The sequence below is a fragment of the Mesorhizobium sp. M7D.F.Ca.US.005.01.1.1 genome (assembly GCF_003952545.1).
Lineage (GTDB): Bacteria > Pseudomonadota > Alphaproteobacteria > Rhizobiales > Rhizobiaceae > Mesorhizobium > Mesorhizobium loti.
Genome location: NZ_CP034453.1, coordinates 4,578,677 through 4,599,081, shown reverse-complemented (window position 1 = coordinate 4,599,081; position 20,405 = coordinate 4,578,677). Strand labels below are relative to the sequence as shown.

Genomic DNA, 20,405 nt, shown 5'->3' with positions numbered 1-20,405 from the left:
CAGGCATCAGCGCGACAGGAAGGCTGCCACCGGCGCGGTGCGCAGCACCGTGCGCGTCACGCCGCCGAACAGAAGCTGGCGCAGCCATGAGTGGCTGTAGGCGCCGAGCACCAGCAGGTCGGCGCCGGTCTCCGCGATCCTGGTCTGGATGATGTCATCGATCGAATTGCCGCCCGAACGCTGCACCGAGACGCTCACGGTGGCGCCGTGGCGCGATAGCGCGGACGCGATTTCGGCCCCGGCGGCCTCTGGGCTGTCGTCGAGCGTTTCAGGGGGGTCGATGACCAATATGTCGGTCTTCTCGGCTTCGATGATGAAGGGCAGCGCGTCGAAGGCGGCGCGCGCCGCTTCCTTGCTGCCGTTCCAGGCGAGCAGCACGTGTTTGAAGGTGGTGACCAGCGGACCCGCATGCGGCACCACCAGCACCGGCCGGCCGGCGTCATAGACCAGCGTGTCGACATCCGCGCTCGGGTCACCGCCCGTTTCGCGCTGCGCCGCTATGATCAGGTCGGCGGCCCGCACGCTTGAAATCCCGGTCAGCGCACTGTCGCCCGAAAAACTCTCCAGGCTTCGCCACTCGAAGGATAGACCGGAATTCTCGATATGCCTGAGAAACACGGCCTGCAGCTTTTCGGCCCGCTCCCGGTTCATGTCGGCCGAAACCTGCAGGAACTCGGTGTCCGGAAAGCCTGTGGCAGAGGTGTAGGGCACGGGAAGCGTTTCGGCGTGGATGCCGATCAGATGGCTCTGGAACCGGGTGGCGAGCGGAATGGCACAGTCGAGCACCCGCTCCGCGTCCTGCTCGTTCTGCAGAATGGCGACGATGGTTTTGAATCGCATGATGATCCCTCAGTCTACGAGCTATCGAACTCGCGCCGAGGAAACGTTGCAGCGTCGTGCTTGGTTCCGGTCTGGACCGGATCAGCCGGGATTGTTGGCGAACCCGGTGACCATTGCCTCGACATCGGCGCGGGCGGCGTCCAGCGCCTCCTGGCTGCGGGCACGCACGACCAGTTCGGTCCAGAACTTGCCGTCGCCATATTTCGGGTAGGAGCCGATGATCGTGTCCGGATGCGCTTTCTGGATGTCGCCCAGCGGCCCGCCGATGAGGCCTTCGCCGAACGGGCAGGGCACGGTTGCCGACAGCATTTTCGTGCCGGCCTTCAGCGTCGGCACGACATTATCGAGCATGGCCTGGAAAATCGATGGCACACCGGCCATGACATGGACGTTGCCGATGCGGAAGCCGGGCGCGACCGACACCGGATTGTCGATGAGATCGGCGCCTCGCGGCATCCGTGCCATGCGCTTGCGGGCCTCGGTATATTCGATGCCGCGTGCGGCATAGCTTGCCTCCAGCGTCGCGTAGGCCTTGGCATCGTATTCACAAGGCACGCCGAAGGCCTTGGAAATGGAATCGGCCGTGATGTCGTCATGCGTCGGGCCAATGCCGCCGGTGGTGAACACATAAGTGTAGCGGACGCGCACGGCATTCACCGCAGCAATGATCTCGTCTTCCTCGTCCGGGACGATGCGCACTTCCTTCAGGTCGATGCCGATCGCCGTCATGATGTCGGCGAGATGGCCGATGTTCTTGTCCTTGGTGCGGCCGGACAGAATCTCATCGCCGATGACGAGCATGGCGGCGGTTACGATTTCAGGCATGGGAAGCTCCGGCAAGAAAGGTCGCCTGAGATAGCGCGGCGCGGCAGCGGCCGCAATGCCGCCCCCGTTTCGATGCAAGGTTGCAGCGGCACCGGATGCGGCTAAGCTCAACCAGGCTCTGATCCGGGTGAACAATGCTCCTGTCGATTCTGTCGTGGCTGCTGGTCGTTCTGGTGTTGCTGGCAGTCTTGGGGATCGCCAGTCTGGTGCTGGCGACGCTGTGGATCGCGGCCAAGGCCGAAAGGCTGGTGCCGCCGGTCGGAAAATTCATCGAGATCCACGGCAACCGCATCCACTATGTCGATCAGGGTGAGGGGCGGCCGATCGTCTTCGTGCATGGGCTTGGCGCTCAGCTCCATCATTTCCGGCACACTCTGTTCGGACGATTCGGCCCGGGCTACCGGCTGATCGCGCTCGACCGACCGGGTGCGGGCTATTCGGTGCGCGCCAGCGGCGCCTCCGGTGGCCTGCCCGAACAGGCTGGAATCGTGCGAGGCTTCATCGAAGCGCTTGGGCTGGAAAGGCCGCTGGTGGTCGGTCATTCCCTCGGCGGCGCCATCGCGCTGACCCTTGCCGTGGAGCACCCCGAGGTGATTTCCGGCATCGCCTTGTTGTCGCCATTGACCCACATGGAAGCCGGTGCGCGTGAAAAGCTGGGCTCGCTCTATATCCCGTCACGCCTGTGGCGCCGGATCATGAGCTATACGCTGGCGATACCGACGAGCCTTAGATATGCGCGGCCGACAATGGAATTCATCTTCGCGCCACAGGCTTCTCCTGCCGACTACATGGTCGACGGAGGTGGGTGGCTGGGGCTGAGACCAGCCCATTTCTACGCCACGTCCTCCGATGTCGTGGCGGTAGAACAAGATCTCGGCCGCATCGAGGGTCGTTATAGCGAGATCGTCATGCCGGCCGGCATTCTTTTCGGTACGGCCGATCGCGTTATCGATATCCGTACCCACGGCGAGCCCATGCAGAACAAGATCGAAAGGCTTGAGTTCGAATCTGTCGACGGCCTCGGGCACATGCCGCAATTCAACGAGCCGGAACGGGTCATCGCGTTCATCAAACGCATTGCGGCCCGTGCTTTCCGATCCGACATCAACCCGGCTTCACAACAATTTCAATGAACCATTCGACTCATTGGCGGGTTTTACCCGTGTCGCACCCAAGGCGGCCAAGATACGGAGTAATTCAATGTACAGGAAACTTCTCGCAGCATCCGTTCTCACGATCGGTCTCGCCACATCGGCGATGGAGCAGTCGTCGGACGGCAATCATCAAGATTGGCTCCATCACAACTGGCTCTTCGGCAATGAGGATTCATCGTCTGTGGACACTACCACAACTGGTAGCATCAATGGCGACAGCTCCGGGCTGAACACCCTCGGCAACCCCGGCGCAGCCGGGCCCTGCGCCTCCAACACCGCCGGTCCTGATGCGAATGCTCAGGGGAACGTCAACGACCAGTACTGCGGCAAATAGTCAGCCGCAGGCTTCTACTGCCGCGAGACGCCCTTCTCTCCGGGCGTCCGCGGTCGACTCCCTGACGAAGGGTTAGTCGGAGACCTCTGTCTGCGGTCGATCCCGGCCATCGGCCAGTTCCTCATGCCATTTGCCTTCGGCGTCCTCGTACTGGATGCCGTCCGTGGCTCCGGCGACTTGCTGCTCGGCCGAGGCGATTTCGGCGGCGCGCAAGGCGTCCTGATGGGTGGGAAACGTCTCCGAAAAGGTCGCTCCGACCTTGTAGGCCCAGCCGCCGTCATGCTCGACGACCTTGTAAGTCAGCTTCGCCATGAAAACCTCCAGTTGAAAGGTCCGTCTGCTCAATGCAGCCGGTCGTCTGGCAGTCTGTCGTCGGGCACCAGCACTTCCGATTCCTTGGCGGCTTCAATCAGCGCCCGGCGCGCATCTGCAGTCGAACGATAACCTTCCAGTACTTTGAGGCAAGTGTCGAGCGCATCACGATGGCGCGGGCCGCGATTGAGCGGCCACACGGTCATCAGGCACTCAGCCGCCTCCTGGGCGCTGCGGATATGGCGATATTTGCCGACGTGGCCAAGTTCGACGACGACCGGCACTTCAAAAGGTTTGTTGTCCATCATGGCCGCAACGCAAAGCAGCCAATTTGGTTGCAACCATGGCCTTCAGCCTGCGCCCAAAAGTCGCGTCGCGTTTGCGACGCGACTTAGGTCTTTGTTCGATGCATGTCGTTATCCCAAAACCGGATCCACTTTTGGGTGACATGCACTGATGTCTCAGTAGCCGCAATCGTTGCGCAGCCAGCGTGCGTTTGCCCAGCCGGTCCGGCCGCCGATTTCGACCTGATACCAGTTGCCGCGTCGGTCGAAGATCTCGGTATGATCGCCATTGAACAACTGGCCGATCATCCGCGACGATGAGTTCGGCCGTGTCCGCACAGCAAGAAAGCCGCTTCCTGTCGCCAGATTGTAGCGGCCGGACAGGCCGTGCACCGTGCCCTCGCAATATTGTGCGCCGGCCGGCGTCGATGTGCCGATCCAAAGTCCGGCCACAACGGTCAGCGCTGCAACCGGCAAGAATGCCCTGAACGACATGATCTCCTCCCAAGCCCGGCCACGCCCGCCGCAGCCTCACCCAACGTAACAGGTTGCGAGTAAAATTGAAGCGAAGCTGTGGCAAACTGTCCAGGGCTAGGAGGCAACACCGCGCCGGTAGAGAACGCGCCGATCAGCCCGCCGCCTTCATCCAGTGCTGCATCGTGGTCACCGAACGGGCAAGCTGTGGCGCCGGGTGGATTGTCTCGCTGAACGTCGCCGCCGCACGCCATCCCCAGCGTGGATCGGCCAGGAAGGCGCGCGCCAGCGCCACCATGTCGGCGCGACCCTCGGCGAGGATCGCTTCGGCCTGCTTTGGGTCGTCGATCAGGCCGACCGCACGGGTCGGAATATCCGCACCCTTGCGCACGGCTTCCGCCAGATGCACCTGGTAGCCGGGACCGGTGGGCAATTTCTGCAGCGGTGAATTGCCGCCGCTCGAGCAGCAGAGATAGGCGACACCCAAATCCTTCAGTGCTTTTGCCACTTCGATCGCGTCCTCGACGTCGAAGCCGCCATCGACCCAATCCTTCACCGACAGCCGCGCGCCGAGCATCAGCCTTGGCGTTGCCTTCCGCACCGCCTTGGCGATCTCGACGACAAGACGCATGCGGTTTTCCAGCGAGCCACCCCAGCGGTCAGTGCGCTGGTTGGACAAGGGCGACAGGAACTGGAAGATCAGATAGCCGTGCGCGGCATGCAGTTCGAGGAAATCGAAGCCAGCGCGTTCGGCACGCCTCGCCGCATCAGTGAATCGTTCGATGAGCTGCAGGATCTCGTCGTCCTCCAGCGCGTGCGGCACGTTCCAGCCGGTATCGTAGGCGATGGCCGAGGCCGACACGGTCTGCCAGGGATCCTCGTTTGGCTGCAGCGGACCGCCGCCCTCCCACGGCTTGCGGTTCGAGGCCTTGCGGCCGGCATGGGCAAGCTGAGAGCCGAATTTCGTACCGGGTGCGGCGACGCGTCTTGCCGCATCCAGCGTCCGGCGGGCGGCGGCCTCATTGTCTTCGGAATAGAGGCCGAGGCAGCCATGCGTGATGCGCCCGCGCCGCTCGACATCGGTCATCTCGACCGTGACCATGCCGGCGCCGGACATGGCAAGGTTCATCCAGTGATAGAGGTGCCAGTCGCTGGCCGAGCCGTCTTCGGCCGAATACTGGCACATCGGCGCGACTGCGATGCGATTGGGGAAGGTGAGGCCGTCGAGAGTGATCGGCTGGAAAAGCGATGCTGTCATGAAATGGGGCTCCGGGAGGGGTAAGCCGCTATCTAGGCAATGGATCGGAAGCGCGCCAGACACGAGACGGTGAAGCGCCTTTTTGAACCGATTGCCTACATTGCGCAAATGCCGGTTCGCGGCTACGCCTCGGCCGGGTAGCATGGAGACCGTGATGGAAGATCGCATTCGCATCCGTTCGGAAGAGATACTCTCCGACGACTGGGCCGTCCTGAAGAAGACCGTCCTCGACTACCGCCGGCGTGACGGCGAGTGGGAGACGCAGGTACGCCAGACCTATGATCGCGGCGACGGCGCTGTGATCCTGCCTTACGATCCTTCGCGTTCGACCGTGCTTCTGGTGCGCCAGTTCCGCTATCCCGCCTACGTCACCGGCCATCGCGAGCCGCTGATCGAGGCCTGTGCCGGGCTGCTCGACGAGAACGATCCAGAGACCGCCATCCGCAAGGAAGCTGAGGAAGAACTCGGCTACCGGCTGCAGAACGTCGAGCGGCTTTTTTCGCCCTATATGAGCCCGGGCAGCGTCACCGAACGGCTCTGGTTCTTCGTCGCCCGCTATTCGCCCGCCGACCGCATCTCGGCCGGCGGCGGCGCGCCGGAAGAGGGCGAGGACATCGAGGTGCTGGAAATGCCGCTCGACGAGGCGCTGGCCGGCATCTCCGACGGTCGCATCATCGATGCCAAGACGATTATTCTGATCCAGCATCTGAAGCTGAACCCGATCCCTGCTTGACCCTCTGCGGCTATCCGGCGCCTTGCCGGCATCGGAGCGCTGGAAAATGGGTGCCATCAAAGCAGGTCATGGATGGCCGCGAGGGCGCTTCTCGAGGGCAGGACAGACGAAGCGCTGTCGGCTTTGCGTTTTGGGAACCATTTTAGTGCTAGCTAATTGAATCGTGGTTTTGCGAGTCAAGCATGCGTTTGAAGTCCATCAACCGTTCACTGCTGGATTTACGGAAAGAATAACACCATGCCCCCCATTGATCCGCCAATGGAGCGACGCTCTCACGCTCGTGGGATTGTCCTGAAGGATGCGACGATCATCACGGACGATGCGAAGATCGGTTGCTCCGTTAGAAATCAACACGCTCATGGTGCGGAATTGCGGGTGGACCCTGGCGTCACAATTCCAGACCGTTTCGTCCTTCTAGTGCCTGAAGATGACGCCAGCTATCGAGCTGTGGTGCGGTGGCGAAGGCGTGAGCGCCTTGGCATTCAAATATACTGAGTTGGGAGGTCGCGTGCCTATTCGGAGAAAAGCAACGGAAGCAGGGATTTTTGATCCATCCGAACTGGCCTTGTTGGGGCGCGTTTTTGAGCAACTTAAGCTCAACAGCCAATCGACTGAAGCGCGCAGCGCGCTCGCGTCTCGGATCATCGCAAACTACATGGCCGGCGTAACTGACGAGCTAGAGCTGGTTTCGCTTTCCAGGCAACCCTTGGGCCGCTAGAGCAATTCCAGGAAAAGTGTGAAACGGTTCTCCGTGCGGAATTGCGTTAAAACAAAGAGCTCTTGGTCGGCAGGACTTCAGTCTTAATTGAGACGTGGCTAATATAGATATACGCTGGTCGGTGCGGGGCAAGATCCCAAACCAAGCCCACCCGCAACGGCCCGGCATGACCCCAACGTCCCCCCGACTGCGAGCGTGCCGGGCCGTTTGTTATGCGGCGCGCAGCCATCTGGCGCGTGTTCCTTCGGTTCGGCTCGTTTGCCAATGATTTTGATTTAGAGCAATGCAGCTTCGGGTTGTCGACCGTAGAAAGTTGGCTGCAACCGTAGGGACTTGGACATGACTTTTCATGCAACGACCAGTCGCACTGTGCTCGGCACAGTCGTCTCCATTCCAGCAATAGGAGCCGCTGCAGTGGAAAGGGCTTCTGCTGCAAACTTGAACGAAAGGCCGATCCTGGCAAGCTTTCGGCGTTGGGTGGCGCTCAGGGAATCGATCTCCTTTGACATTTCCGACAATGATCTGGTTCGCGTGTATGCTGACATGTCCAGTATCGTGGAAACCATGCTCGCAACCCCGGCCACAACCACCCATGAGTTCGCGGCGCAGTTCATGGTCGTTTGTAGCGGCGAGGAGATCGAATATCGGCGAGCCGGCCGCGAGCTCTATGCTCACGCGCAAACCCTTGTCGGTATGGCGTCACTGTGAGCAGGACACCGGCGCTGCCCCTTCAGTTCATGGTTCGTGTCGCGACGCCTGACATTTGATGGCTGCGCTGGGAACGCCGTCGTTTCCGGGCTGGTTCAAGCCGAATCTTGCACAAATCACAGCAGTGGTGCGGACGACGGGAATCGAACCCGTACGATCAGAGATCGAGGGATTTTAAGTCCCTTGCGTCTACCAATTCCGCCACGTCCGCAGGCCAGCCCTTTTCAGACGCCAGACACAGGCCGTCAAGTCGTGTTCTTGGGTCCTGGCCGAACGTGCAAACAGACCGGGCGGCTTGATGATACTGGCGCGATCACGGAATTATCGGCGCCGCGGGTGCTGGTAGGATGCCTGTGTGGTGGATTTGATCCACCAAGGCCGGCGCCTCTCAGGCCCAACCCATTCCCCCCGCCCACTGGGAGCGTCGGCCGCCTCCCTTCCACCAAGATAGCTCCTCGGCCTTAGCCAGCAGCGTTACGCTGCTGGTGAGGTTCATGCCGATAGTGTTTAGCTTCACATTCTGATCGCGGTTCGATGCCGGCGGAGGCGATGCCGCCAATCCCATAGACCGGCAGGCGGTCCATGGCGCAGCCGGACATGGCGTTAACCGACCCGAACCATTTGTTCCACGCGCCTTGGGCGGACAAGGGTTCAAATCACGCTGTGGCGAGGCCAAGACAAGTGCCGAACGCTTTCCCGTTCAAACTCGTTGCGGTGCTCTCGATCGGTCTATGATCCACTCTGTCATCCGCATGATCTGCGGATCGGCGGCGCGGCTGTCGGCGCAGACACAATAGTAGCTCCGTGAAGCCTCGATTGCCGTCTCGAACGGCCTGACCAGTCGTCCTGAATGAAGGTATTCGGACGCAAGGAAGTCACTGACCAGAGCAAGTCCGCGCCCTTCAAGAGCCGCGGTTATCGCCATCATCAATGTGCCGAAATATGCGTTGCGCGAGGTGACTTGCGATACATTCGCCGCTGTCAGCCACCGCAGCCATTCACTGCCGTCGTCCTCGTGCAAAAGCCAGTGTTCCGTCACGTCGCGCGGCGATCTCAATGATGGTGAGGCATTCAGCAGTTTCGGGCTGCAAACGGGTCGCAGGGCGACGTTGGCCATGAGGCTCCAGGAAAAGCCCTTCCAGGGCGGTGAACCGTAGACGATCGCGATGTCGGTCGAGCGCCAGTCGATCTGGCTGAAATCAACCGCGGGAATCATACGAAAGGACGTAAGGCCTTCAACCTGGGCAAAGTCGAACATCTGGGTCGTGAACCATGAAACCGCGAGAGCCGGTGGCACCGCAATCGTGACGGATCGAGGTCCCGCCGATGGTGCGGGCCTGGCAATTTCATCAACGCACGTGTCGATCTCGGAAAAAGCTATCGCCGCTGAGCGCTGCAATGTCTTTCCAGCTTCCGTCAGGCGCAGGCGCCGCCCGTCCCTGACGAACAGGGCGACACCAAGGGTGTCCTGCAGGTTGCGCACCTGCTGGCTTACAGCGCCGGGCGTGACGCTCAGCTCGGTCGCAGCCGCGCGCACGGAACCAACCCGAGCAACCGTTTCGAAGACGCGAAGATAGGCCAGGCCGTGTGGGTGCTTCATCTCTATTGTTTAGCTGTACTAACTTGAAATTGTATAAATCATTTGGTTTGTCAAAACAATTGGCTTGTCCTAGTTTCGGCGTCGAGCAACAAGCCGGGGCGCCCAATGACAGGAACAAAGTGGATCAGGTCGCGTCCTTTCGATTATCCCTATGACGGAAATCTCGATCCCAAGGTGACGGCTCTTCTCGTCATCGACCTTCAGGTCGATTTCCTGTCTTCCGACGGCTATTTCGCCAGAAAAGGCTACGATCCCGCACCGTTGCGAGCGATTTTGCCGACGGTGAATGCTCTGATACATGCCGCCCGCACGGGGGGGTGCCTGATCCTGCATACCAGGCAGGGCTATCGCGCCGACATGGCCGATATGACTCCCTATGAGCGCTGGCGTCGCAAACGTGCGGGGCTCGAGGGAACCCAAGTCCTTTTGCGCTCGTCGCCAGGTTTTGAGATTGTCCCGGAAATCACCGTCCACGCCAACGACGTCGTCATCGACAAGACCGCCAACGGTGCATTCACCCATACCGACCTCGATCATGTCCTGCGGGCCAGGGGGATTTCCCACCTGCTTTTCAGCGGCTGCACGACGGACGTTTGCGTGAGCACGACAATGCGTGAGGCGGCGGACAGAAATTACCAATGCCTGCTGATCGAGGATGCCTGCGCCAGCGGCGACCAGTACGCCCATGACGCCGCCGTTCACATGGTCACCGTCGAGGACGGCATCTACGGTGTCGTCTCAAGGGCGGCGGATGTGATGGCGGGCCTTCGCGCATTGGACGCGTCCTCGGCCAACACCTGATCGAAACCAACTGGATTGGTGCAATGCCTTATTTCATCTCTCTGATGCGTCTCACGCAGCGGGGGCTCGACGAGATTGCCAATTCTCCGGAGCGCGCTCGGGTCAGTCGTGAACGAGTCGAAGATCTCGGTGGGCGCAGCGTCGCCCTCTACGCCACAATGGGCGCCTACGATTTCGTGCAGATTTTCGAGATGCCGAGCGAAACGGCGATGATGCAATACCTGCTCGTCGCCCGCCAGGACGGGCATGTCGATCCGGTCGTGCTGCGTGCATTCGACGCCTCGGCATGGAGCTCGATTGTCGAGGCGTCAATAAAAAGCCGAATTGCAACAGGGGAATTGCCATGAAACGAACGATGCTACGTGCATGCCACATCACTTCTGTGTTGGGCGCAACACTGCTCAGCCAAACCGCTCTTGCTCAAACAGCTGCGCCCTCGTTCATACGCGACGGACACCTCACCGTGTGCACCACGGCCGGCTTTCCACCATTCACCTACATGGACAAGCCAACCGACACGCGACCGGTCGGCGTCGACATAGATGTCGCCGATGCGCTTGCCAAATTCTGGGGCGCCGACATCACATTCGTGGTCTCAGGCTTTGACGGGCTTCTGCCGTCGCTGCAGGCAAGTCGCTGCTCGCTCGTCATCAGTGGCATCTATCTCAACGACAAGCGCCGTCAATCCTATGATGGGGTGCCCTATCTGAAATCGTCGACCGTGATCGTCACTGCCGCGACGAACAATGCGATCAAGACCCCGGACGACCTTGCCGGCAAGTCGCTGGCGATCGAAGCCGGGACGTCTTACGCCGATGCACCCGACGAGATGAACAAGAAGTTCAAGGCGGAGGGCAAGGCGCTTGTCACCTTCCAGACCTATGAATCGCAGGTCGCGGCGACCCAGCAGGTCATGATCGGGCGAGCCGATGCAACGCTGACCGAAGCGGCTGAAGCTGGCGTTCGCACCAAACAGACCGGTGACAAGATCAAGGTCGTGTACACCTATCCCTCCGAGTTCCAGTTCGGCATATACATCCAGAAATCGCCGGAAGACCTGGCGTTGCTGAGGTCGGCGCTTAAGGCGCTCAAGAAGCAAGGAACGTTTGGCGAGATATCGAAGAAGTACAATTTTCCCGAGTCTGGTTTCGACGTAGACTTTGACTCGTAGGCAAGAAGCGCGGGGCCGACGTGCTGTTTGATCCGATCATTTTCCTTCAAGCTCTCATCAGCCCCGCCTTGATCCAGGGCGCTCTAATAACGATCGGCCTTTCGATCTGCGTCCAGGTGACAGCCTTCACGCTGTGTTTACCTGTGGCGATCGGGTTAAGCTCCAAGCACGCTTCGGTCCGCTGGGTCCTGTTGGCCTATGTCTGGCTGTTCAGAAGTGCGCCCATGATCCTGGTGCTGTTGTTTATCTGGAACGGCTTGCCGCAACTGTTTCCGATATTCCGCTCGTCGTGGTTCACCCCGTTCATTGCCGCTTACATTGGCATGACCCTGGTCGGTGTGGCCTATAACGCGGAAATCATGCGCGCCGCACTTGGGTCTCTGGGGGCTGGCCAGAGGGAGGCGGCTGCCGCACTTGGGCTTACCAAATTTCAGGCCTTTCGCTTGGTCGTCATGCCTCAGGCAATGCGTATCGCCTTGCCGTCTCTGATGAATGAATTCATTTCCTTGCTGAAATCGACGTCCCTGGCGTACACGATCTCGCTGCGGGAATTGATGACAACAACCTCCCTGTCCATATCGGCGAGCTTCCGGTTCACCGAATGGTATGCCTGCGCGTTCCTCTATTATCTCGTCATGGTCTCCATCCTGACACTCGCGCAAGGCTGGATCGAGAGACGAATGTCCGCCCCATATTCTCGGAAGAGCAACGATCGGAATTCCGGCTTGCAACCCGTTCGCAACACACCGGCACTGAACGGGAGCGATCAGAACTTGTAGCTCAAATTGATGCCGACCGTGTTCAGCTTCACATTCTGATCGCGATCGTTGAAGGGTTCCGGCGTGTCGTAATGCTCGGAGCCGAAATCATAGTAGCGATACTGCGCGCCGACGACGAATTTGTCGGTCAGCGCATAGTCGACGCCGGCCCCGACGGTCCAGCCGACATTTGTGCGCGTGGTGGTGAACGCCGGCCCCGCGACTTGCGACGTTTCGATGCCGGCAAAGGCGATGCCGCCAACGCCGTAGACCAGCAGGCGATCCATCGCGTAGCCGGCCTTGGCGTTGACCGACCCGAACCACTTGACGTCGGTGCCAAATGTGCTTCCCAGGCCCGATTCCGTCGTGCCTTCGATCGAGGAATAGTTGAGATCTGCCTCGGCGCCTAGCACCGCCTGGTCGAACTGCCAAAGGCCGGCGACATGGCCACCGACGAAGCCGCCGTCGATGTCGGGCGAGATTGAAAACGGCGCGCCTTCTGTCACTGATATATCGGATCGGCCCCAGCCATAGCCGGCCTGCATGCCGGCATAGTAACCCGTCCAGTCGAAGCCGGGCGCGGTCATCGGCAGGTCGACCGCCGGGTCGGCTGCGAAAGCCGGCATGGCCAGAGCGGCAAGGAAACCGGCACTTGCGACCATCAGTCGATGCATCGAACTCCCCGAAATGACGATTCAGAAAGATCCTTGCGGCGAGGATAACCACATTCGCCGCAAAACGGAATCCCATTGCTCAACAATCGCAATCCCCTTTCTGCCGCACAGAATCCCTATTTGGCGTCGATGAAGTCCAGCGCCGCCTGGCTATACTCATCCGGCGCTTGCAGCATGGCGAAATGACTGGCGTTGGGTAGGATGATCAGCTTCGCGCCCGGGATGGCGGAGGCGATGTATTCGGTGTGTTCGCGCTTGATCGCCTCATCATGGTCGCCGGCAACGATCGCCGTCGGCGTGGTTATCTTGGCGAGCTGTTCCTTGGTCCACGCCGGCTCGCTCTCCCACATATGGCTCATCTGCGCCACGAAGGCGTCATACTGGTCCGGCGTCTTTGACATCTTCTTGTAGTCGCGGCCGGAGCGGTCGATGTAGGCGGCAAAGGTCTTGTTGGTCATCACGCCGGGATCGACGCCATCGGTGGTTACGTTGGCGGCTTGCGCAAAGAGCCTTGTCAGCCGCTCCGGATGATGCAGCGCGATGTCGATACCGATAATGCCGCCATCGCTCCATCCGACAACCGCGGTCCTGTCGATCTTCAGGTAGTCGAGCAGCGCCAGATAGTCCGACGCCATCAAGTCGTAGCCGTAAGGCTGCTCGGTGCGGGTGGAGCGACCGTGGCCACGGCTGTCGGCGACTATCACCTTGTGCGTCTTGGAAAGCGTGGCCACCTGGCTGGCCCAGATGTCGGCGTGGCCGAGGCCACCATGGATGAGCAGCACCGGGTCGCCCGCGCCGAAAACGGCGTAGTACATCTGGATGCCCTTCACCGGCGCATATCCGCTCTGATCGGGTTTGGGCATGGCCGCCGGCTCCGGCAAGGTCTGCCAACGTTCCTCGGCGGCGGCAAAAGTGGTCGACGCTGTGAACAAGATGATGGCGAACGCTTTCCAAAAACGGGTCATGTTTCCCTCTTGCAGCTCGATCCGCAGTCAGCATCGCGTTTTAGCCGGATTAGTCAACAAGCCTGGCCTGCCGCCGGATGTCGGACCGACAGCTCTGGCGGCGCCAGCCTACATTTGCGACACTGGCCCCAACCGAGGAATCGCCAATGACGAAAGCCAAGCCCGCAAGGCCCGCAAAACCCAAACCCTGGACCGAGATGGCGACATATCTGGTCGATGTCGCCATGGGGCGCAAACCCGCCGATCTCGTCGTGCGCAACGGCCGCTGGGTGAATGTCCATTCGGGCGAGATCATCGCCGGTACCGACATCGCCATTGCCGGCGGCCGCTTTGCCTATTGCGGGCCGAACGCCAGCCATGCCATCGGCCAGGGTACCAAGGTGGTTGACGCCGGCGGGCGCTACCTGGTGCCCGGTCTCTGCGACGCGCACATGCATGTCGAAAGCGGCATGGTGACGGTGACCGAGTTCTGCCGCGCTGTCATTCCGCACGGCACCACTTCGATGTTCATCGACCCGCACGAGATCGCCAATGTACTGGGTCTGCCCGGCGTGCGGCTGATGCATGACGAAGCTGTGGCGATGCCCATCAACGTGCATGTGCAGATGCCGTCATGCGTGCCCTCGGCGCCGGGGCTGGAACACGCCGGCGCCGAGCTGACGGTCGCAGACGTCACCGAGGCGATGACCTGGGAAAACATCATCGGACTGGGTGAAGTGATGAATTTCCCCGGCGTCGTCGCCAACGATCCTGTCATGTCGGGCGAGATCGCCGCGACGGTGAAAGCGGGGAAAACGGTTGGCGGTCACTATGCCTCGCGCGATCTCGGCCTGCCGTTCCATGGCTATGTCGCCGGCGGCCCCGAGGACGATCATGAGGGTACGCGCGCCGAGGACGCCATTGCCCGGGTGCGCCAGGGCATGAAGGCGATGCTGCGGCTGGGCTCGGCTTGGTACGACGTCGCCTCGCAGATCAAGGCGGTGACCGAGAGCGGCATCGATCCGCGCAACTTCATCCTGTGCACCGACGATAGCCATTCCGGCACGCTGGTTCAGGAAGGCCATATGGACCGCGTGGTGCGCCACGCCATCCAACAGGGGTTGAAGCCGGTGACGGCGATCCAGATGGCGACGCTCAATACCGCCCAGCATTTCAAACTGGAGCGCGAGATCGGTTCGATTGCGCCGGGGCGGCTGGCCGACCTGCTGATCGTCTCGGATCTCGCCGCAATGACCATCGACGAGGTCTATGCACGCGGCGTCAGGCTGGCCAAGGGCGGCAAGCTCGAAATCGATATTCCGGCCTATGACTATCCCCGGACGGCGAAGAACACCGTCAAGCTCGGCAAGAGGCTCAAGGCTGGCGACTTCGACATCGCCGCCCCCAAGGGCGCCAACGAGGTGCGGGTGCGCGTCATCGGCGTCATCGAAAACCAGGCGCCGACGCGCGCGCTGGAGGCCGATCTGCCGGTCGAGGACGGACTGGTCGCCATGGATCGTCGCAACGACATCTGCCAGATCGCGCTGGTCGAGCGCCACCGGGGCACGGGCGGCGTCACCAACGCCTTTGTCTCCGGCTTCGGCTACATGGGCGACTGCGCCATGGCGTCCAGCGTGGCGCATGACGCCCACCACATCATCTGCGTCGGCACCAACAAGCAGGACATGGCGCTGGCGGTCAACCGTCTGGGCGAGGTCGGTGGCGGCGTCGTGCTGTTCTCCAAGGGCAAGGAACTGGCGCTGGTCGAAATGCCGATCGCCGGGCTGATGTCGGACGAGCGGGCGGAAATCGTCGCGGCCAAGGCGGAGAAACTCACCGAGGCAATGCGCAAGATGGGCTGTTCGCTAAACAACGCATACATGCAGCATTCGCTGCTGGCGCTGGTCGTCATTCCCGAACTCAGGATTTCCGATGTCGGCCTGATTGATGTGACGACGTTCCAGAAGGTCGATCTCTTCGTCTAGGGTATATCGATATTCGGGTGAGGCCGGCCTGCGAATGGTGGCTTTCTGCGCTTCCCCGTTCTACCGCGTCGCGGTAGAACTGAGCTCACGTACTTAAAGTACGTTCCGCTCCGGTTCTCGAAAGCCGCCATTCTCGACTCGGCCTGACCCGAATCTCGGCATACCCTTACGCTTGTTGATGGTAGTCACCCGCCAGTGGCGATGGTCAGCACCCTGAACGGCGTGGTGATGACGATTTCGGCAACCGAGCCGACAGCCTTGCCGAGGCCCTGGCCGAGATTGTCGAGTTGTGCGGGCGCTGTCTCGTCCGAAGCCAGGCCGGCGGGCGCGCGCAGCCGGTCGCCGAGCAATTGCACCATGAACGGGTTGTCGGCAAATTTGGCGTGGTTCAGTTGGTCGCCGCTCTTGGTCTTGGTCAGGTCGACGACTGACACGCCATAGCTGGCGAGGTCCGCCGCGTTGCCGTAGTCGCCGACGCGTGGCTTGTCGCCGGAGATGAAGGAGGAGAGCTTCAAAGCCCGATCGTCGCCTGAAAGCAGGATGGCGAAAGGCTTGGTGGGTTTGCCGTAACGGATCATCTGCTTCTTGAACACGTCGACATCGATGTCGGGCGAGGCCAGGATAACATAGCCGAGCTTGCCGCCGAGATCGCGATCGCCGGTGATGGCGAGCTGGCGCAGCGCTTCCATGGTCACCCAGGTTCCCATCGAATGGGCGATGATGTCGATGCTCTTTACCTGGGTCTTGGCGAGCATCCGCAACGTTGCCTCAAGGTCGTCGCGCGCGGCATTGGCGCTGTCCTTGTCATAGAGGTACCCTGTTGTCTTGGCGCTTGAAGCCCAGGAAAACAGCACCGGCGTACCGGGATACTTGGTGTCGTGCGCGATCTGTGTCAGCCGGTAGATGCCGTCATCGAACCCGTTGTTGAAACCGTGCACGAAAACCAGCGCGCGGTCGCCGCGCATGGTGATGTCGGCGCCGACCGCCTTGGCGAATTGCGGCGCGCCTTCGTAGAAGGCGACGTCCTTGGCGGTGAAGTCCTTGGCCGGATTGCTGTTGGCGGATCCCTTGGCCCGCTCGATGGCGCCGACCTGATGGCTTTTCGGAACGGTGACGTCGACACGGGCAAAGCTGGTGGTCGGCGAGCGATCACCGTCGAACACCTGTCGGGGATCCTTGGTTGCCTTCTGGCGGGTCGTGGCAACGAAGATCTCATGCGTGGCCGCGATGTTGGAAGCGGGCACCGCGATCGTTGTCTTGTTGAGCAGGTCATGCGTGTTCTGGCCGGCGCAGCCGGTGACAGCGAGCGCGAACGCAACGACGAGGTAGCTCTTCGAACGCACGGTCACACGCCGGCTCCCGCAAAGGGGGACGTCAAACGCATGACGTCGCTGGCTATCCCGATAAAGCCAGAGGCCGGCGCGGTCCAGTTCAAAGTGAGTCCATATGTCCGCGATGGTGAACAGGCACGGCGAAAACCGCGGGACCGCCTCTATTGCCCAAGCAGGCCGATGCGATCCGTCACGTCACGGTCGCTGGCAAAGCCGTCATCCTCGCGCAACCGCTGGCCGATCATCTTCACCAGCGTCGGATTGTCGGCGAATTTCGTATGGTTGAAGCTGTCGCTTCCCTTGACCTTGGAGAGGTCGACGACCGTCACGCCGTAGGAGGCAAGATCGGCGGCATCCTTGTAGTCGCCGACGCGCGGCCGCGAACCGGCGATCAGGCCGGAGAGCCTCAGCGCCCGATCGTCGTCGGACAACAGCAGGATGAACGGCTTGTCGGGCTTGCCGTAGCGCCGCATCTGGCTCTTGAACACGTCGACATCGATGTCGGGCGAAGCCAGCACCACGTCGCCCAGCTTGCCGCCGAGATCGCGGTCGCCGGTGATGGCCATCTGGCGCAGCGTTTCCATGGTGACCCAGGTTCCGAGCGAATGCGCGACGATGTCGATGCGCCGTGCGCCCGACTGCTGCAGCATCCTGAGCGTCACTTCCAGCTGGTCTCGGGCAGCACTGGCGCTTTCCTTGTCATAGACATAATCGGTGGTCCTGGCGCCCGATGCCCAGGAAAACAGCACGGGCGTGCCGGGATAGCCGGAATCGTGGACGATCTGGGTCAGGCGATAGACGGCGGCATCGAAGCCGGTGTTGTAGCCATGCACGAAGACCATGACACGGCCGCCACGCGCGGCGATGTCGGCGTTGAGGGCGCTGGAGAATTTCGGCTGTGTATCGTAGCCGACGACCTCGGAAGCCATGAAATATTTGGCCGGGTCATCCGACTTGCCGCGCGAGCGCCGCTCGATCTGGCCGGTCTTGTGGAGCCCCGGAACGGTGACGTTGACGCGGGCGTAGTTCAGCGTGGCCGAGCGCTCGCCGTCGAAAACCTTGTTGGGATCGTCGGACTTCTTGCGCGTCGTGGCGATGAAGATGCTGTGGTTGCCGGCGATCTCCGTCACCGGAGCGGACACCATGGCGCTACCCAGCAGTTCCTGTGTTTGCGAGCCGGCGCAGCCGGCGACGAACAAAGCTAGGACAACGGTAAAGATCTTCTTCAAAGGCACGCCTGAAATTCCAACTCCGGCCGAAAGGCCTGTCTACCCCCGCGACACCTCCCGGACAGGGAGAGTGCGGCAGAACTAAGTCGTGTCCAGTCGAAATCTGATCAGCGCCCGGTTACAGCCGTCGCAGTGTTGCGCGAAAGCCAAAATGGCGGGAGAAACGCCTGCGTGGCGGCGCAATGAGCGGCATCACCGCCAGCGCACCGATTCCGGCAAGGACATGGATTTCAGGCCGACCGATACGACGGCATGAACAAACGCCTCCAAGTGTTTGCAAGGGTTTTACGAATGCCCGTTGCGGGAGAGTATGTATGCCGGACAATGGCGCCGCGAGGACGGATATGCAATAGGCTGAGCCGGCTGCGCGAAGGCGGGGCGCGCCACAAACAGCCGGTGCGCGGCCCGAACAATGATAGAGGTCCGCAGACGACATGCGGCGCGAGGTGGTTTTGCGATGAACAGTTTCTCTTCCCGCGTTGCTGCCGCGGCCGCCGCGATCCGCCAGATCTTCCCGGAAACGCCGCTGCAGGAAAACGACTATCTGTCGAAAAAGACCGGTGCGCGGGTGCTGCTCAAGCGCGAGGATCTGTCGCCGGTGCGCTCCTACAAGATCCGCGGCGCCTTCAATTTCTTCCGCAAGACGCTGGCGGCTGGCAACGAGGCTGAACTGTTCGTCTGTGCGTCCGCCGGCAACCATGCGCAGGGCTTTGCTTTCGTCTGCCGCCATTTCGGCAGACGAGGCGTTGTATTCATGCCGGTGACGACGCCGCAGCAGAAGATCGACAAGACCAGGCTGTTCGGCGGCGATTTCATCGAGATCAGGCTGGTCGGCGATTTTTTCGACGACTGCTATCGCGCCGCCTTCGAATTCACCGAAAGCTCCGGCGCCCATATGGTGCCGCCCTTCGACCACAAGGACATCATCGAGGGGCAGGCAACCGTCGCCTATGAGATCGCAGACCAGATGCCGGGCGCCCGCATGCCCGATATCATCATGCTGCCGGTTGGCGGTGGCGGGCTTGCCGCCGGCGTCACCCACTTTTTCGCCGATCAGGGCCGGGAAGCGCGCTTCGTCTTCTGCGAGCCGGCCGGCGCGCCGAGCCTGCGCGAGAGCCTCGCTGCGGGAAAACGGCTCAAACTCGCCAAGGTCGACAATTTCGTCGATGGCGCGGCGGTGGCAGAGATCGGCCGCGAGCCGTTGCGGCATCTCAAGGATTTCCCGGCCGACACGGTGCGGCTGATCCCGGAAAACCGGCTCTGCGCCACCATGATCGAGATGCTCAACGTCGAGGGCGTCGTGCTGGAGCCGGCCGGCGCGCTGGCGATCGATGCGCTCAAGGATTTCTCCAGGAAGGAGATCAGGGGCAAGACGATCATTGCCGTGGTTTCGGGCGGCAATTTCGATTTCGAGCGGCTGCCGGACGTCAAGGAACGGGCGCTGCGCTTCGAGGGGCTGAAGAAATACTTCATCATCCGCTTTCCGCAACGACCGGGCGCGCTGCGCGACTTCCTCGAACTGCTCGGTCCCGACGACGACATCGCCCGCTTCGAATATCTGAAGAAATCGGCGCGCAATTTCGGTTCGGTGCTGATCGGCATCGAAACCAAGGACCGCCGCAATTTCGATCTGCTCAAGGCGAACTTCGAGGCCGAGGGGGTCCAGTATCAGGACATCACCGACAACGAGACATTGGCTGGGTTCATCATATGAGCGGTGCCGGAAAAATCTTCGTCGCGCTGTTTTCCGGCATCAATGTCGGCGGCAACCGCATCGTCAAGATGGCGGAGCTGCGGTCGTTCTTCGAGAATCTCGGCTTTTCCGATGTCGCCACCTATGTGCAGAGCGGCAATGCCGTGTTCCGGGCTGACAAGGGCGACGCGGCGACGCTGACGAAACAGATCGAAGCAGCCTTCGAGAAGAAATGGGGTTTCTATTCGCGCATCATGGTGCGCGATCTCTCATGGTTCGAGCGGTTGGTGAGCGAAAATCCCTATCCGGAAGTTGCCGCGGACCACACGAAGCTGCACGCCTATGTGCTGGAGCGCGAGCCGACCGCCGATGAGGCGGCGCGGCTGGCCGAAAAGTGCACCGGCTCCGAACGCTTCGAGATCAAGGGCGATGTGCTCTACCTCAGCGCGCCGGACGGGCTGGGCAAATCGGTGTTTGCCGGGCTGATCCCGCGCACGCTGAAAGTGCCGGGCACCGCGCGCAACTGGCGCTCGGTGCAGGCGCTGCTGGCGATGGCCGCCCAGGCTGGTGAGAAGTAAG

24 protein-coding genes and 1 tRNA gene are annotated in these 20,405 nt (G+C 61.3%); 13 read left to right on the top strand and 12 right to left on the bottom strand.

Annotated features, from left to right (window positions below):
- Positions 1 to 6: 6 nt before the first annotated feature.
- The gene (locus tag EJ076_RS22210) at positions 7 to 840 is read right to left on the bottom strand and encodes a universal stress protein (RefSeq protein ID WP_126069269.1); all 834 of its coding nucleotides are present in this window, start codon (positions 838 to 840) and stop codon (positions 7 to 9) included.
- An 81-nt stretch (positions 841 to 921) separates the two neighbouring features.
- Complete coding sequence (locus EJ076_RS22205) at positions 922 to 1,665, bottom strand: competence/damage-inducible protein A (protein ID WP_109671746.1); 744 nt, start codon at positions 1,663 to 1,665, stop codon at positions 922 to 924.
- 134 nt (positions 1,666 to 1,799) lie between these two features.
- Here EJ076_RS22205 and EJ076_RS22200 point away from each other — a divergent pair, with 134 nt between their 5' ends.
- Positions 1,800 to 2,798: an alpha/beta fold hydrolase gene (locus EJ076_RS22200; RefSeq protein WP_109671744.1), complete on the top strand. Its 999-nt coding sequence runs from the start codon at positions 1,800 to 1,802 to the stop codon at positions 2,796 to 2,798.
- A 67-nt stretch (positions 2,799 to 2,865) separates the two neighbouring features.
- Positions 2,866 to 3,153 carry a hypothetical protein gene (locus EJ076_RS22195; protein ID WP_126069268.1) on the top strand — a complete coding sequence of 96 codons (288 nt, stop codon included), beginning with the start codon at positions 2,866 to 2,868 and terminating at the stop codon, positions 3,151 to 3,153.
- A 72-nt stretch (positions 3,154 to 3,225) separates the two neighbouring features.
- Here EJ076_RS22195 and EJ076_RS22190 read toward each other — a convergent pair whose 3' ends face one another.
- From EJ076_RS22190 to EJ076_RS22175, 4 genes are all read right to left on the bottom strand, one after another.
- Entirely contained in the window at positions 3,226 to 3,465 is a 240-nt protein-coding gene (locus tag EJ076_RS22190) for a DUF2188 domain-containing protein (protein ID WP_109671741.1), read from the bottom strand.
- A gap of 29 nt (positions 3,466 to 3,494) precedes the next feature.
- Positions 3,495 to 3,773, bottom strand: a complete 279-nt coding sequence (locus EJ076_RS22185) for a DUF982 domain-containing protein (RefSeq protein ID WP_013532012.1) — start codon at positions 3,771 to 3,773, stop codon at positions 3,495 to 3,497.
- Positions 3,774 to 3,926: 153 nt separating this feature from the next.
- Entirely contained in the window at positions 3,927 to 4,244 is a 318-nt protein-coding gene (locus EJ076_RS22180) for an SH3 domain-containing protein (RefSeq protein WP_109671740.1), read from the bottom strand.
- 133 nt (positions 4,245 to 4,377) lie between these two features.
- Complete coding sequence (locus tag EJ076_RS22175; RefSeq protein ID WP_126069267.1) at positions 4,378 to 5,481, bottom strand: NADH:flavin oxidoreductase/NADH oxidase; 1,104 nt, start codon at positions 5,479 to 5,481, stop codon at positions 4,378 to 4,380.
- A 154-nt stretch (positions 5,482 to 5,635) separates the two neighbouring features.
- Here EJ076_RS22175 and EJ076_RS22170 point away from each other — a divergent pair, with 154 nt between their 5' ends.
- The 4 genes from EJ076_RS22170 (at position 5,636) to EJ076_RS22155 (ending at position 7,640) form a co-directional block, all read left to right on the top strand.
- The gene (locus tag EJ076_RS22170) at positions 5,636 to 6,214 is read left to right on the top strand and encodes an NUDIX domain-containing protein (RefSeq protein ID WP_126069266.1); all 579 of its coding nucleotides are present in this window, start codon (positions 5,636 to 5,638) and stop codon (positions 6,212 to 6,214) included.
- A gap of 237 nt (positions 6,215 to 6,451) precedes the next feature.
- Entirely contained in the window at positions 6,452 to 6,709 is a 258-nt protein-coding gene (locus tag EJ076_RS35850; protein WP_109671738.1) for a PilZ domain-containing protein, read from the top strand.
- 13 nt (positions 6,710 to 6,722) lie between these two features.
- A complete protein-coding gene (locus EJ076_RS22160; protein WP_109671774.1) occupies positions 6,723 to 6,932 on the top strand; it encodes a hypothetical protein in 210 nt (69 codons plus the stop codon).
- Between the two features lie 339 nt (positions 6,933 to 7,271).
- Positions 7,272 to 7,640 carry a hypothetical protein gene (locus tag EJ076_RS22155; RefSeq protein WP_126069265.1) on the top strand — a complete coding sequence of 123 codons (369 nt, stop codon included), beginning with the start codon at positions 7,272 to 7,274 and terminating at the stop codon, positions 7,638 to 7,640.
- Between the two features lie 125 nt (positions 7,641 to 7,765).
- On the opposite strand, the gene EJ076_RS22150 is transcribed toward EJ076_RS22155, so the two are convergent.
- Positions 7,766 to 7,851: transfer RNA gene (locus tag EJ076_RS22150), tRNA-Leu, on the bottom strand.
- A 489-nt stretch (positions 7,852 to 8,340) separates the two neighbouring features.
- Positions 8,341 to 9,240 carry a LysR family transcriptional regulator gene (locus tag EJ076_RS22145; protein WP_109671736.1) on the bottom strand — a complete coding sequence of 300 codons (900 nt, stop codon included), beginning with the start codon at positions 9,238 to 9,240 and terminating at the stop codon, positions 8,341 to 8,343.
- A gap of 105 nt (positions 9,241 to 9,345) precedes the next feature.
- Here EJ076_RS22145 and EJ076_RS22140 point away from each other — a divergent pair, with 105 nt between their 5' ends.
- From EJ076_RS22140 to EJ076_RS22125, 4 genes are all read left to right on the top strand, one after another.
- On the top strand, positions 9,346 to 10,041 hold the full coding sequence (locus EJ076_RS22140; RefSeq protein WP_126069264.1) for an isochorismatase family cysteine hydrolase: 696 nt from the start codon (positions 9,346 to 9,348) through the stop codon (positions 10,039 to 10,041).
- Between the two features lie 23 nt (positions 10,042 to 10,064).
- Entirely contained in the window at positions 10,065 to 10,388 is a 324-nt protein-coding gene (locus tag EJ076_RS22135; protein WP_109671734.1) for a GYD domain-containing protein, read from the top strand.
- A gap of 116 nt (positions 10,389 to 10,504) precedes the next feature.
- A complete protein-coding gene (locus EJ076_RS22130) occupies positions 10,505 to 11,212 on the top strand; it encodes a transporter substrate-binding domain-containing protein (RefSeq protein ID WP_164548702.1) in 708 nt (235 codons plus the stop codon).
- Between the two features lie 20 nt (positions 11,213 to 11,232).
- Positions 11,233 to 11,991: an amino acid ABC transporter permease gene (locus tag EJ076_RS22125; RefSeq protein ID WP_245462854.1), complete on the top strand. Its 759-nt coding sequence runs from the start codon at positions 11,233 to 11,235 to the stop codon at positions 11,989 to 11,991.
- Here EJ076_RS22125 and EJ076_RS22120 read toward each other — a convergent pair.
- Both EJ076_RS22120 and EJ076_RS22115 read right to left on the bottom strand, forming a co-directional pair.
- Entirely contained in the window at positions 11,979 to 12,644 is a 666-nt protein-coding gene (locus tag EJ076_RS22120) for an outer membrane protein (RefSeq protein ID WP_126069263.1), read from the bottom strand. The two genes, EJ076_RS22125 and EJ076_RS22120, sit on opposite strands and share 13 nt — an antisense overlap.
- 116 nt (positions 12,645 to 12,760) lie before the next feature.
- Positions 12,761 to 13,609: an alpha/beta hydrolase gene (locus EJ076_RS22115; RefSeq protein WP_126069262.1), complete on the bottom strand. Its 849-nt coding sequence runs from the start codon at positions 13,607 to 13,609 to the stop codon at positions 12,761 to 12,763.
- 146 nt (positions 13,610 to 13,755) lie between these two features.
- On the opposite strand from EJ076_RS22115, the gene ade reads away from it, so the two are divergent.
- The gene (gene ade / locus EJ076_RS22110; protein WP_126069261.1) at positions 13,756 to 15,573 is read left to right on the top strand and encodes an adenine deaminase; all 1,818 of its coding nucleotides are present in this window, start codon (positions 13,756 to 13,758) and stop codon (positions 15,571 to 15,573) included.
- 185 nt (positions 15,574 to 15,758) lie between these two features.
- Here ade and EJ076_RS22105 read toward each other — a convergent pair whose 3' ends face one another.
- Together EJ076_RS22105 and EJ076_RS22100 are read right to left on the bottom strand one after the other, a co-directional pair.
- Complete coding sequence (locus EJ076_RS22105) at positions 15,759 to 16,922, bottom strand: alpha/beta hydrolase (RefSeq protein ID WP_126069260.1); 1,164 nt, start codon at positions 16,920 to 16,922, stop codon at positions 15,759 to 15,761.
- A gap of 143 nt (positions 16,923 to 17,065) precedes the next feature.
- Positions 17,066 to 18,139 (bottom strand): alpha/beta hydrolase, encoded by a 1,074-nt coding sequence (locus tag EJ076_RS22100; protein ID WP_126069259.1) that lies wholly within the window; start codon positions 18,137 to 18,139, stop codon positions 17,066 to 17,068.
- Positions 18,140 to 18,590: 451 nt separating this feature from the next.
- Between EJ076_RS22100 and ilvA the strand changes: the two genes are divergently transcribed.
- On the top strand, positions 18,591 to 19,847 hold the full coding sequence (gene ilvA, locus EJ076_RS22095; protein ID WP_126069258.1) for a threonine ammonia-lyase IlvA: 1,257 nt from the start codon (positions 18,591 to 18,593) through the stop codon (positions 19,845 to 19,847).
- Positions 19,844 to 20,404 carry a DUF1697 domain-containing protein gene (locus EJ076_RS22090; RefSeq protein WP_126069257.1) on the top strand — a complete coding sequence of 187 codons (561 nt, stop codon included), beginning with the start codon at positions 19,844 to 19,846 and terminating at the stop codon, positions 20,402 to 20,404. Before ilvA ends, EJ076_RS22090 begins: the two co-directional genes overlap by 4 nt.
- Position 20,405 lies beyond the last annotated feature (1 nt).

Coding starts and splice junctions, on each gene's coding strand:
- EJ076_RS22210 (WP_126069269.1), bottom strand. CDS start 840: ATGCGATTCAAAACCATCGTCGCCATTCTGCAGAACGAGCAGGACGCG.
- EJ076_RS22205 (WP_109671746.1), bottom strand. CDS start 1,665: ATGCCTGAAATCGTAACCGCCGCCATGCTCGTCATCGGCGATGAGATT.
- EJ076_RS22200 (WP_109671744.1), top strand. CDS start 1,800: ATGCTCCTGTCGATTCTGTCGTGGCTGCTGGTCGTTCTGGTGTTGCTG.
- EJ076_RS22195 (WP_126069268.1), top strand. CDS start 2,866: ATGTACAGGAAACTTCTCGCAGCATCCGTTCTCACGATCGGTCTCGCC.
- EJ076_RS22190 (WP_109671741.1), bottom strand. CDS start 3,465: ATGGCGAAGCTGACTTACAAGGTCGTCGAGCATGACGGCGGCTGGGCC.
- EJ076_RS22185 (WP_013532012.1), bottom strand. CDS start 3,773: ATGATGGACAACAAACCTTTTGAAGTGCCGGTCGTCGTCGAACTTGGC.
- EJ076_RS22180 (WP_109671740.1), bottom strand. CDS start 4,244: ATGTCGTTCAGGGCATTCTTGCCGGTTGCAGCGCTGACCGTTGTGGCC.
- EJ076_RS22175 (WP_126069267.1), bottom strand. CDS start 5,481: ATGACAGCATCGCTTTTCCAGCCGATCACTCTCGACGGCCTCACCTTC.
- EJ076_RS22170 (WP_126069266.1), top strand. CDS start 5,636: ATGGAAGATCGCATTCGCATCCGTTCGGAAGAGATACTCTCCGACGAC.
- EJ076_RS35850 (WP_109671738.1), top strand. CDS start 6,452: ATGCCCCCCATTGATCCGCCAATGGAGCGACGCTCTCACGCTCGTGGG.
- EJ076_RS22155 (WP_126069265.1), top strand. CDS start 7,272: ATGACTTTTCATGCAACGACCAGTCGCACTGTGCTCGGCACAGTCGTC.
- EJ076_RS22145 (WP_109671736.1), bottom strand. CDS start 9,240: ATGAAGCACCCACACGGCCTGGCCTATCTTCGCGTCTTCGAAACGGTT.
- EJ076_RS22140 (WP_126069264.1), top strand. CDS start 9,346: ATGACAGGAACAAAGTGGATCAGGTCGCGTCCTTTCGATTATCCCTAT.
- EJ076_RS22135 (WP_109671734.1), top strand. CDS start 10,065: ATGCCTTATTTCATCTCTCTGATGCGTCTCACGCAGCGGGGGCTCGAC.
- EJ076_RS22120 (WP_126069263.1), bottom strand. CDS start 12,644: ATGCATCGACTGATGGTCGCAAGTGCCGGTTTCCTTGCCGCTCTGGCC.
- EJ076_RS22115 (WP_126069262.1), bottom strand. CDS start 13,609: ATGACCCGTTTTTGGAAAGCGTTCGCCATCATCTTGTTCACAGCGTCG.
- ade (WP_126069261.1), top strand. CDS start 13,756: ATGACGAAAGCCAAGCCCGCAAGGCCCGCAAAACCCAAACCCTGGACC.
- ilvA (WP_126069258.1), top strand. CDS start 18,591: ATGAACAGTTTCTCTTCCCGCGTTGCTGCCGCGGCCGCCGCGATCCGC.
- EJ076_RS22090 (WP_126069257.1), top strand. CDS start 19,844: ATGAGCGGTGCCGGAAAAATCTTCGTCGCGCTGTTTTCCGGCATCAAT.